Raw genomic sequence first — 10,685 nt, 5'->3', positions numbered from 1 at the left:
CTCCCACATTCGCCGCCCCGGACCGGTGACGGGCGACCGGGCCGGGGCGGCGAATGTGGGAGGCGTGCGGGAGAACGCTCAGTGCTTGCGGTGCTTCGGGCCCCTCGGGCCGCCCTTCCCGCAGTCGTCGTGGCGGGCGTCCTTCAGCGTGTCGCGCAGCGCGTAGTACGCCGGCTTACGGTCGAAGTCGTCCGTCATGACCGTTGCGAAGCCCTCGCCCTGGAAGAACACCGGGACCCACGAGTACTTGTCGGTGAAGCCCCAGATGGTGAACGAGTTGCAGCCGTCGACCTCCAGGCACCCCTCGAGCATCCGCTGGTAGTACTCGGCCTGCTGCTTCTCCTGGGCCGGGGTCGGGACCGACCCCTCAGGGACGTCCATGCGGACGTCCAGCTCGGTGACCGCGGTCTCCAGGCCCAGCGCGTCGAAGCGGCGCAGGTTGTCGGCGAGGTCGCCGGGGAAGCCGTACCGCGTGCTCAGGTGGCCCTGCACGGAGAAGCCGTGCACCGGCACCCGCTGCGCACGCAGGTCCTTCACCAGGGCGTAGTACGCGTCGCTCTTGGCGTTGACGCCCTCGACGTTGAAGTCGTTGAAGAACAGCTTCGCCTTGGGGTCGGCCTTGTGCGCCCAGCGGAACGCGTCCGCGACGATCCCCGGGCCGAGCTCGCGGATCCAGATGTTGTCCTGGGTCCGCAGGTTGCCCTGGTCGTCGAAGATCTCGTTCGCCACGTCCCACTGCTGGATCTTGCCCCTGTACCGGCCGACCACCGTGGTGATGTGCTCGCGCAGGATCTCGCGCAGCTCCGCCTTGGTGAAGTCGCCCTGCTCCAGCCACGCCGGGTTCTGGCTGTGCCACAGCAGCGTGTGTCCGCGCACCACCTGGTGGTTCCTGCGGGCGAACTCGACGATCGCGTCCGCCTGCCCGAAGTCGTAGCGGTCGCGCTCGGGGTGGATGTAGTCCCACTTCATCTGGTTCTCGGGCGAGACCGAGCTGAACTCCCGCCCCAGAACCTTCCGGTACTCCTTGTCGTACGTGAAGGGGTCCGGATAGTCCTGCTCCAGGTGGTGGCCGCCGCCCGCGACCGCGGTACCGATCACGAAACCTTCGGGGGCGGCCGCGCGCAGCCGGTCGTGCGAGGCGTGGGAGTGCGGCGGCGGCTTGGGGCCGCCGGGGGCGGCGGCGGACGCGGAACCGCCGAGGAGCGGCAGGGTCAGTGCCGCGGTGGCAAGGGCCACCGTGACGAAACGAAGGGGTCTCATGCGAGGGCTCTCATTCCCGTCGTCGTTCTCGAATGTTTCGAAGTCGAATCCGAAACATTAGGGATGGGCGGACGGTACGGTCCTGCCGAGCGGCGCGTCAATACCCGTGCACGCGCGGGGTTTTCGCCGCCCTCATCCCGCCGACGGGCGGATCACCTCCTCCGCCACCCACCTGGCGATCCCCTCGGGGAACGGCGCCGGCAGCCCGAGCACGACATGCCGGAACCCCGCGTCCAGCGCCTCCCCCACGGCCTCCCGTACGGCGTCGGGCCGGTCCGTGTCGACCGGAAGGTGGATCGACCGGACGATCGACGCGGGGTCGCGGCCGATGTCGGCGCAGTACCGGTCCAGCAGGGCGCTGCGGCGCACCGCGTCGTCGATGTCGCCGCCGGGGATGTTCCACAGGTCGGCGTGCTCGGCGGCCACGCGGAGCGTCGCGGCGGCCCGGCCGCCGACGAGGATCGGCGGATACGGGCGCTGCACCGGCTTGGGGCTGCCGAACGCCCCCGTCAGCCGGTGGTGTTCGCCGTGGAAGTCGAACGGCTTGTCCTCCGTCCACAGCCGCTTGATCAGCGCGCAGGCCTCGGCGAGGCTCGCCACCGCCTGCGCCGGGTCGTGGAACGGCAGCCCGTGGGCCGGGTACTCGCGCCACGCCTCGGGCGGATGCGGGCGCGAGCCGACGCCGATGCCGAAGTCGAGCCGGCCGTCGGAGACGATGTCGACGGTCGTCGCGATCTTGGCGAGGAGGGCGGGCGGCCGGAACCGGTTGCTGGTGACCATGACGCCCAGCCGTAGCCGCCGTGTCCGCGCCGCGAGGGCCGCCAGCAGCGTCCAGCCCTCGAACGCGGGCCCGTCGGGATCTCCGAAGATGGGCATGAGGTGGTCGAACAGCCAGGCGTGCTCGATCTCGGGCACCTCGTCCGCCTCGCTCCAGACGCGGACGAGGTCGTCGTAGCCGACCTGGATGGGCGCGGTCATGATGCCGAAGCTGGGCCGTCCCGGCCGGGCGGGCGTGCGTGTCGTGTCGGGCATGGGCCGTGGCCCTTTCCGGTCGGGTGGTGGTCAGTGACGGCGGCGGCGCAGCGAGGCGTCGAGCAGCGCCGGCGGGGTGTCGAACTTCTCGCCGGGGGCCAGGTCGGTGCCGGGGGCGACGATCTCGTCGATCGCGTCGAGGACGTCGGCGGACAGCACGGTGTCCGCGGCGGCGAGCTGCGACCGGAGGTGCTCCGGCGTGCGGGGGCCGATCAGCGCGGCCGTGACGGCGGGGTGCGCGGTGACGAAGCCGAGGGCGAGCTGGATCAGGGTGAGCCCGGCCTCGTCGGCGACCTCGGACAGCCGCTCGACGGCGTCGTACCGGGCCTGGTTGTGGGGCTGCGAGGGGTCGAAGCGCTCCGGCAGGACCGCCGAGCGGTGGGTGGCGACGTCGCGGCCCTTGCGCACTGCCCCGGACAGCCAGCCCGAGGCCAGCGGGGACCACGCCAGTACACCCATGCCGTACTCCTCCGTCACGGGCAGGACGTGGGACTCGATGCCGCGCTGGAGGATCGAGTAGCTGGGCTGCTCGGTCACGTAGCGGCTCAGCCGGTGCTCACGGGCGGCCCACTGCGCCTGCACGATGCGGTACGCGGGGAAGGTCGAGGAGCCGAAGTAGCGGATCTTGCCCGCGCGCTGGAGGTCGGTGAGGGCGGAGAGGGTCTCCTCGTCGCTGGTCGTCGGGTCCCAGCGGTGCATCTGGTAGAGGTCCACGTGGTCGACGCCGAGGCGGCGCAGGCTGTCGTCCAGGGCGGTGTACAGCCAGCGGCGCGAGCCGCCCTGACGGTTGCGCTCGCCCATGGGCATGGTCGCCTTGGTGGCCAGCACGATGTCGTCGCGGCGGCCGGCGATGGCCTTGCCGACCATCTCCTCCGACTGGCCTTCGCCGTACCAGTCGGCGGTGTCGATGAGGTTGACGCCGGCCTCCAGGGCCGCGTCGACGATGGCGGTGGCCTCCTCCTGCGTGGTGCGCCCGATGGCGCCGAAGTTCATCGCGCCGAGAGCGAGGGTGCTGACCTGCACGCCGGTGCGGCCGAGGGTGCGGTACTGCATGCCGTGGTCTCCTCACGGGTAGGGAAACGGAACAACGTTCCGGTACGGCTCCTACAATACGGAACACGGTTCCGTTTCGCTAGGGCTTCCGGCGACCGGACATGCGGAGGCGTCATCGGGCGTGCGTGAGACCATGCGGAGGCATGCGTGAGGTGGAGGACGACGCGGTGAACCAGAGGGACGACAAGGACGGCGACGCGAGCAGCGCCGCGTCACGGCGCAAGGACGCCCGGCGCAACAAGGAGACGCTGCTGGAGGCGGCCGCCGCGGTCTTCGTCACGTCCGGCGTGGAGGCCCCGGTGCGCGACATCGCCTCCCGGGCCGGCGTGGGCCTCGGCACCCTCTACCGGCACTTCCCGACCCGCGCGGACCTGATCATCGCCGTCTACCGGCACCAGGTGGAGGCCTGCGCCGAGGCCGGCCCGGCCCTCCTCGACTCCGCCCCGACCCCGCACGACGCCCTGCGTCAGTGGATCGACCTGTTCGTCGACTTCCTGGTCACCAAACACGGCCTCGCCGCCGTCCTGCGCTCCGACCAGCAGGGCTTCGAGGGCCTGCACGCCTACTTCCTCGACCGCCTCGTCCCCGTCTGCACCCAGCTCCTCGACGCCGCGAGGACAGCAGGCGAGATCCGCGAGGACATCCCCGCGCTCACCCTGATGCGCGGCGTGGGCAACCTCTGCATCGGCGCGGAGAACGACCCCGCCTACGACGCGCGCCGCCTGGCCGCGGTGCTGGTCGACGGCCTACGCCGAACGCACTGACGGCCGGCGAGGGGCACAGTCCCGCCTCTCGGCGACGGCTGCTGCCGCCACCAGCAACCCGACCTGGAGACCGTCAGCCGACATCCGCCCCGGCGTCCCCGTCCGACGCGAAAATCTCCGCCGTCGAAGTCGCAGTGAGGGCCTTCCTGAACCACAGGCCCAGCACGTCGGGATCACCGCAGCCGACGATGCGCTCCCGGTCGGCCTCGGAAACCTCGACGCCTCGGTGCCCGAGGAGGACCAGCAGGTCCTTCGCCCGGCTCTCCGCCCGAAGCGCCGCGGACAGGACTGTGAGCGGGATGTCGCGAGCCGCTTCGTCCGGGCTGTCGATCACCGGCACGTCGTCGGGTCCCAGGACGAGAGGGCGCAGGCTGAGCGAGCACCACTGACGTGGTCCGATGTCGACCTGCCGGGCGGCCCACTCTGCCGTCCCCCGGTCCGCGCAGACGACGAGGAGTACCGGCGGAATGCCGTATTTGGCGTACACGTAGGAGAGGTAGTAGGCCCAGCTGGCCGGCTTGTCCGGGGCCGGGCGGCCTTGCGACTCGACCGCCAGGAGGAAACTGCCGTCCTCGGTGTCCATCTGCAGGAGCGTGTCCACCCTTCTGGCCCTTGCCGGTGTGCGGCAACGTTCGCACGACCGAGCGAACTGACCGGCACGCGTTGACGCTCCCACGCTCCCGAGCTCGCAAGCCCTCGCGCCAGAACAAAAGGGCCCGCACGACCGAAGTCGTGCGGGCCCCTTCAGGTGCTCGCAGCAGGAGCTACCAGGTCAGAACGTCACTTGACGATCTTGGTGACCTGGCCGGCGCCCACGGTCCGGCCACCCTCACGGATGGCGAACTTCAGGCCCTCCTCCATGGCGACGGGCTGGATGAGCTCCACCTTCATCTCGGTGTTGTCACCCGGCATGACCATCTCGGTGCCCTCGGGGAGGGTCACGACGCCGGTCACGTCCGTCGTACGGAAGTAGAACTGCGGGCGGTAGTTGTTGAAGAACGGGGTGTGACGGCCACCCTCGTCCTTCGACAGGATGTAGGCCTGGGCCTCGAACTCGGTGTGCGGGGTGACCGAACCGGGCTTGATGATGACCTGGCCGCGCTCGACGTCCTCGCGCTTGATGCCGCGGAGCAGCAGACCGACGTTCTCACCGGCCTGGCCCTCGTCGAGCAGCTTGCGGAACATCTCGATGCCGGTGACCGTGGTGGAGGTCTTCTCGGTCTTGATGCCGATGATGTCGACGGTCTCGTTGACCTTGAGGACACCACGCTCGATACGGCCGGTGACGACCGTACCGCGGCCGGTGATCGTGAAGACGTCCTCGATCGGCATCAGGAACGGCTTGTCGACGTCGCGCTCCGGCTCCGGGATCGACTCGTCGACGGCCTTCATGAGGTCCAGGACGGACTGGCCCCACTCCTTGTCGCCCTCGAGGGCCTTCAGAGCGGACACCTTGACGACGGGAACGTCGTCGCCCGGGAACTCGTACTCGGAGAGGAGCTCACGCACCTCGAGCTCGACGAGCTCCAGGATCTCCTCGTCGTCGACCATGTCGGCCTTGTTCAGGGCGACGACGATGTAGGGAACGCCGACCTGGCGGGCCAGGAGCACGTGCTCCTTGGTCTGCGGCATCGGGCCGTCCGTGGCGGCGACCACGAGGATGGCGCCGTCCATCTGCGCCGCACCCGTGATCATGTTCTTGATGTAGTCCGCGTGACCGGGGCAGTCGACGTGGGCGTAGTGACGCGTCTCGGTCTGGTACTCGACGTGCGCGATGGAGATGGTGATACCGCGCTGGCGCTCTTCGGGAGCCTTGTCGATCTGGTCGAAGGCCGAGGCCTCGTTCAGGTCCGGGTACGCGTCGTGCAGCACCTTGGTAATGGCGGCCGTGAGGGTCGTCTTACCGTGGTCGATGTGACCGATGGTGCCGATGTTGACGTGCGGCTTAGTCCGCTCGAACTTCGCCTTCGCCACTGGGGTCCTCCTGTGGAGTGGTTCTGTACGCCTTACTTCATCGGCGCCAGGTGATCTTTGCTGGGAAACCCGGGCCCGGGTCGTTCCACCGGGTGACGGTGGAACGACCACTTGCAGGCTCCGGGGTCAAGCCTAAAGCGTTGTCACGGAGTCCGTTGAACGGAGCCCCTTACTCGCCCTTGGCCTTCGCGATGATCTCCTCGGCGACGTTCCGCGGAACCTCGGCGTAGGAGTCGAACTGCATGGAGTAGCTGGCACGGCCGGACGTCTTGCTGCGCAGGTCGCCGACGTAGCCGAACATCTCCGAGAGGGGCACGAGACCCTTCACGACGCGGGCACCGGCCCGCTCCTCCATGGCCTGGATCTGGCCACGGCGGGAGTTGATGTCGCCGATGACGTCACCCATGTAGTCCTCGGGCGTGGTGACCTCGACGGCCATCATCGGCTCCAGGAGCACGGGCGAAGCCTTGCGCGCGGCCTCCTTGAAGGCCTGCGAACCGGCGATCTTGAACGCGAGCTCGGACGAGTCGACCTCGTGGTACGCGCCGTCGAGCAGCGTCACACGGACGCCGGTCATCTCGTAGCCGGCGAGGATGCCGAACTGCATGGCCTCCTGCGCACCGGCGTCCACCGAAGGGATGTACTCCTTCGGCACGCGGCCACCGGTCACCTTGTTGACGAACTCGTACGAGGCGTCGCCGCCCTCGATCGGCTCGATCGCGATGATCACGCGAGCGAACTGGCCAGTGCCACCCGTCTGCTTCTTGTGGGTGTACTCGACCTTCTCGACCGACTTGCGGATCGTCTCACGGTACGCGACCTGAGGCTTGCCGACGTTGGCCTCGACCTTGAACTCACGGCGCATGCGGTCGACCAGCACCTCGAGGTGCAGCTCGCCCATACCGCCGATGATGGTCTGGCCGGTCTCCTCGTCCGAGTGGACCTGGAACGACGGGTCCTCCTCGGCGAGCCGCTGGATCGCGACGCCGAGCTTCTCCTGGTCGCCCTTCGACTTGGGCTCGATGGCGACCTGGATGACCGGCGCCGGGAAGTCCATGGACTCCAGGATGACCGGGCTCTTGTCGTCGGACAGCGTCTCACCGGTGGTGGTCTGCTTCAGGCCCATGACGGCGACGATGTCGCCGGCGCCCACCGACTCGATCTCCTCACGCTTGTTGGCGTGCATGCGGTAGATCTTGCCGATGCGCTCCTTCTTGCCCTTCACGGAGTTCAGCACCTGGGTGCCGGACTCCAGACGGCCGGAGTACACGCGGACGAAGGTGAGCTTGCCGAGGTGCGGGTCGCTCATGATCTTGAACGCGAGCGCGGCGAGGGGCTCCTCGTCCGACGGCTTGCGCGCGACGACCTTCTCCGCGTCCTTGGGGTCGTGGCCCTCGATGGCCTCGACGTCCAGGGGGGAGGGCAGGTAGCGCACGACGGCGTCGAGCAGGGGCTGCACGCCCTTGTTCTTGAACGCGGTGCCGCAGAACACGGGGGTGACGGTGGTGCCCTCACCCTTGCCGGAGGCGATGGTGATGCGGCGGATCGCCGCGTACAGCTGCTCCTCGGTGGGCTCGGTGCCCTCGAGGTACAGCTCCATCAGCTCTTCGTCGTTCTCCGCGACGGCCTCGAGCAGCTTGCCGCGCCACTCCTCGGCCGCCTCGGTGTGGGTGTCCGGGATGTCGACGACGTCGTACATCTCACCCTTGGCGGCCTCGGCGGACCACACGAGCGCCTTCATGCGGACCAGGTCCACGACGCCCTTGAAGTCGGCCTCCGCGCCGATGGGCAGCTGCATGACCAGCGGCTGCGCACCCAGGCGGTCGGAGATCATGTCGACGCAGCGGTGGAACTCGGCACCGGTGCGGTCGAGCTTGTTGACGAAGCAGATGCGCGGAACGCCGTAGCGGTCCGCCTGACGCCACACGGTCTCGGACTGGGGCTCGACGCCGGCGACGCCGTCGAACACCGTCACGGCACCGTCGAGCACGCGCAGCGAACGCTCCACCTCGACGGTGAAGTCGACGTGGCCCGGCGTGTCGATGATGTTGATGGTGTGGTCGACGTCTTCCAGCGGCCAGTGGCAGGTGGTGGCAGCAGAGGTGATCGTGATGCCACGCTCCTGCTCCTGCTCCATCCAGTCCATGGTGGCAGCGCCGTCGTGGACCTCACCGATCTTGTAGGAAACGCCGGTGTAGAACAGGATCCGCTCGGTGGTCGTCGTCTTGCCCGCGTCGATGTGGGCCATGATCCCGATGTTGCGGACCTTGCCCAGGTCAAGCGAAGTGGTAGCCATAAGGCTTCAGTCTTCTCTCGGTCTCGATGGGGTCTGCGACTACCAGCGGTAGTGCGCGAAGGCCTTGTTGGACTCGGCCATCTTGTGCGTGTCCTCGCGCTTCTTCACAGCGGCGCCGAGGCCGTTGCTGGCGTCGAGGAGCTCGTTGAGCAGACGCTCGGTCATGGTCTTCTCGCGACGGGCGCGGGAGTAACCGACCAGCCAGCGCAGCGCCAGCGTGTTGGCACGGCCGGGCTTGACCTCGACCGGGACCTGGTAGGTGGCACCACCGACACGGCGGGACTTGACCTCGAGGGTCGGCTTGATGTTCTCGAGAGCGCGCTTCAGCGTGATGACCGGGTCGTTGCCGGTCTTCTCGCGCAGGCCCTCCATGGCGCCGTAGACGATGCGCTCGGCGGTGGAGCGCTTGCCGTTCAGCAGCACCTTGTTGATCAGGGAGGTCACCAGGGGGGAGCCGTAAACCGGGTCGATGATGACCGGGCGCTTCGGGGCGGGGCCCTTACGAGGCATTCTTACTTCTCCTTCTTGGCGCCGTAACGGCTGCGAGCCTGCTTGCGGTTCTTGACACCCTGGGTGTCGAGCGAGCCGCGGATGATCTTGTAGCGAACACCCGGCAGGTCCTTCACACGGCCGCCGCGCACGAGCACGATGGAGTGCTCCTGCAGGTTGTGTCCCTCACCCGGAATGTAGGCGGTGACCTCGATCCCGCTGGTCAGACGCACACGCGCGACCTTACGCAGGGCCGAGTTCGGCTTCTTCGGGGTGGTCGTGAACACACGCGTGCAGACGCCACGGCGCTGAGGGGAACCCTCGAGTGCGGGCGTCTTGTTCTTCTCGACCTTGTCCTGCCGGCCCTTTCGGACCAGCTGCTGGATCGTAGGCACTACTTCTCCGGTTTCTGTGTGCCGATGGGTACAGCTAACCTGGAACATCTCCGACCCACGCGGTCGGGTGTGTCGAATCCGGCGGACTCCCACCGCAAGGCAGAAGGAAGCGCTGAATTGCGGTGGCCGTTTCACAGCCCCCGGTGCGGTGTGATGGCACGCACGAAGGCCAGGGCACACCCCAGGCACAAGGTCTGAGCGTACCTAGCTCACGGACTCCGGTCAAAACAAATGGAGTGGAGCGCGACACGCCCGACTTCTTGCGGTTCTTCCGGCCCGCGCCCGGCCGATTTGCCGCGTTGGCCGGATCCCGCCCTTCACTCGCCCGGCACTCAGTACTTTGATCCGTCCGCCGGAGACGAACGGGGGGATCCAGCCTGATGACATCGGCGTCGTACGGACCGGACGACGGTGGCCTGGAGGACAGGGTGCCGTTCCTGGCCCGACTGGAGAGCGGGGAGCGCACCGCGCTGCTCGCACTCGGCCACGAGCTGCGGTTCGCTCCCCGGGTCGTCCTGCTGCACCAGCGGGAACCGTCCTCCTACGTGCTGTTCCTGGTGCAGGGCTGGACCAAGGTCACAGCCTCGGCCGCGAACGGCTACGAGGCCCTGCTCGCGCTGCGTGGCGCCGGTGACGTGGTCGGCGAGTCGGCGGCGCTGACCGGGCGCCCCCGGTCGGCGACGGTGACCGCGCTGGAACCGGTGCGGGCGGTGGCCGTGGAGCACGCGCGGTTCAAGGAGTTCCTGGAGCGGTTTCCCGCCGCGTCGTTCGCGCTGCTCGGTCTCACCGCGGACCGGACCCGGGCGGCGGACCGGCGGCGCCTGGAGTTCGGGTCGATGAACGTGCGGCAGCGGTTCGCGGTGCTGCTGCTGGACCTCGCCCGCAGCCACGGGCGGCGCACGGCCGCGGGGGTCGAGCTCGCGGTGCCTCTGAGCAAGCAGGAGCTGGCGGGGTCGGTCGGGGCGTCCCGGGAGATGGTGCAGCGGTTGCTGCGCGAGCTGCGGGAGAAGGACGCGGTGACGACGGGGCGGCGGACCTTGCTGATCCGCCGCCCCGACGTCCTGCGCCGCATCGCCGCCGCGGAGGAAAACACCCCGGCGATCCCGTCGCCCCGACGGCCGTGAAGGTGCCGGGGGCTGTTGCACGCCGGGTGCGGGCGGTACGTGCCTGATCGCGCAGTTCCCCGCGCCCCTGAGGCGCCTGCCGCCAGCGGGCAGTCGTGCCGCTGGGGCGGCACGGGTGGGCGCAGGCGGCACCCCTCCAGCAGGCCCGCGCCCCACACCCGGGCGGCCACCGGGGTGCCGGGGACTGTTGCACGCCGGGTGCGGGGCGCACCGTGGCTGGGCGCGCAGTTCCCCGCGCCCCTGAGGCGCCTGCCGCCTGCGGGCAGTCGTGCTGCTAGGGGCGGCACGGGTGGGCGCA

10 protein-coding genes are annotated in these 10,685 nt (G+C 69.1%); 2 read left to right on the top strand and 8 right to left on the bottom strand.

The window, feature by feature from the left end; all coding sequences use genetic code 11:
* Nucleotides 1–78: 78 nt before the first annotated feature.
* The 3 genes from CCN29_RS27725 to CCN29_RS27715 form a co-directional block, all read right to left on the bottom strand.
* Nucleotides 79–1,260, bottom strand: a complete 1,182-nt coding sequence (locus CCN29_RS27725) for an endo-1,4-beta-xylanase (protein ID WP_086685338.1) — start codon at nt 1,258–1,260, stop codon at nt 79–81.
* Between the two features lie 132 nt (nt 1,261–1,392).
* Entirely contained in the window at nt 1,393–2,292 is a 900-nt protein-coding gene (locus CCN29_RS27720) for an LLM class flavin-dependent oxidoreductase (RefSeq protein ID WP_006130795.1), read from the bottom strand.
* Between the two features lie 30 nt (nt 2,293–2,322).
* Entirely contained in the window at nt 2,323–3,345 is a 1,023-nt protein-coding gene (locus CCN29_RS27715; RefSeq protein ID WP_006130796.1) for an aldo/keto reductase, read from the bottom strand.
* Nucleotides 3,346–3,488: 143 nt separating this feature from the next.
* Here CCN29_RS27715 and CCN29_RS27710 point away from each other — a divergent pair, with 143 nt between their 5' ends.
* The gene (locus CCN29_RS27710; RefSeq protein ID WP_051792021.1) at nt 3,489–4,109 is read left to right on the top strand and encodes a TetR/AcrR family transcriptional regulator; all 621 of its coding nucleotides are present in this window, start codon (nt 3,489–3,491) and stop codon (nt 4,107–4,109) included.
* Between the two features lie 73 nt (nt 4,110–4,182).
* On the opposite strand, the gene CCN29_RS36295 is transcribed toward CCN29_RS27710, so the two are convergent.
* From CCN29_RS36295 to rpsL, 5 genes are all read right to left on the bottom strand, one after another.
* Nucleotides 4,183–4,692: a hypothetical protein gene (locus CCN29_RS36295; RefSeq protein ID WP_369151812.1), complete on the bottom strand. Its 510-nt coding sequence runs from the start codon at nt 4,690–4,692 to the stop codon at nt 4,183–4,185.
* Between the two features lie 197 nt (nt 4,693–4,889).
* Entirely contained in the window at nt 4,890–6,083 is a 1,194-nt protein-coding gene (gene tuf / locus CCN29_RS27700) for an elongation factor Tu (RefSeq protein WP_006130799.1), read from the bottom strand.
* Nucleotides 6,084–6,252: 169 nt separating this feature from the next.
* Complete coding sequence (gene fusA, locus CCN29_RS27695; RefSeq protein WP_006130800.1) at nt 6,253–8,379, bottom strand: elongation factor G; 2,127 nt, start codon at nt 8,377–8,379, stop codon at nt 6,253–6,255.
* A gap of 39 nt (nt 8,380–8,418) precedes the next feature.
* Entirely contained in the window at nt 8,419–8,889 is a 471-nt protein-coding gene (gene rpsG / locus CCN29_RS27690; protein WP_003998848.1) for a 30S ribosomal protein S7, read from the bottom strand.
* A 2-nt stretch (nt 8,890–8,891) separates the two neighbouring features.
* Nucleotides 8,892–9,263 (bottom strand): 30S ribosomal protein S12, encoded by a 372-nt coding sequence (gene rpsL / locus CCN29_RS27685; protein WP_003948652.1) that lies wholly within the window; start codon nt 9,261–9,263, stop codon nt 8,892–8,894.
* A 380-nt stretch (nt 9,264–9,643) separates the two neighbouring features.
* Here rpsL and CCN29_RS27680 point away from each other — a divergent pair, with 380 nt between their 5' ends.
* On the top strand, nt 9,644–10,387 hold the full coding sequence (locus CCN29_RS27680) for a Crp/Fnr family transcriptional regulator (RefSeq protein ID WP_037829748.1): 744 nt from the start codon (nt 9,644–9,646) through the stop codon (nt 10,385–10,387).
* The last annotated feature ends 298 nt before the right edge of the window (nt 10,388–10,685 follow it).

Origin of the sequence: Streptomyces pseudogriseolus (assembly GCA_002154585.1) — a bacterium.
In the GTDB taxonomy this organism is placed as follows: Bacteria; Actinomycetota; Actinomycetes; order Streptomycetales; family Streptomycetaceae; genus Streptomyces; species Streptomyces pseudogriseolus.
This window is presented reverse-complemented; position numbering and strand designations above follow the sequence as displayed.

Coding starts and splice junctions, on each gene's coding strand:
- CCN29_RS27720 (WP_006130795.1), bottom strand. CDS start 2,292: ATGCCCGACACGACACGCACGCCCGCCCGGCCGGGACGGCCCAGCTTC.
- CCN29_RS27715 (WP_006130796.1), bottom strand. CDS start 3,345: ATGCAGTACCGCACCCTCGGCCGCACCGGCGTGCAGGTCAGCACCCTC.
- CCN29_RS27710 (WP_051792021.1), top strand. CDS start 3,489: ATGCGTGAGGTGGAGGACGACGCGGTGAACCAGAGGGACGACAAGGAC.
- CCN29_RS36295 (WP_369151812.1), bottom strand. CDS start 4,692: ATGGACACCGAGGACGGCAGTTTCCTCCTGGCGGTCGAGTCGCAAGGC.
- rpsG (WP_003998848.1), bottom strand. CDS start 8,889: ATGCCTCGTAAGGGCCCCGCCCCGAAGCGCCCGGTCATCATCGACCCG.
- CCN29_RS27680 (WP_037829748.1), top strand. CDS start 9,644: ATGACATCGGCGTCGTACGGACCGGACGACGGTGGCCTGGAGGACAGG.
- CCN29_RS27725 (WP_086685338.1), bottom strand. CDS start 1,260: ATGAGACCCCTTCGTTTCGTCACGGTGGCCCTTGCCACCGCGGCACTG.
- fusA (WP_006130800.1), bottom strand. CDS start 8,379: ATGGCTACCACTTCGCTTGACCTGGGCAAGGTCCGCAACATCGGGATC.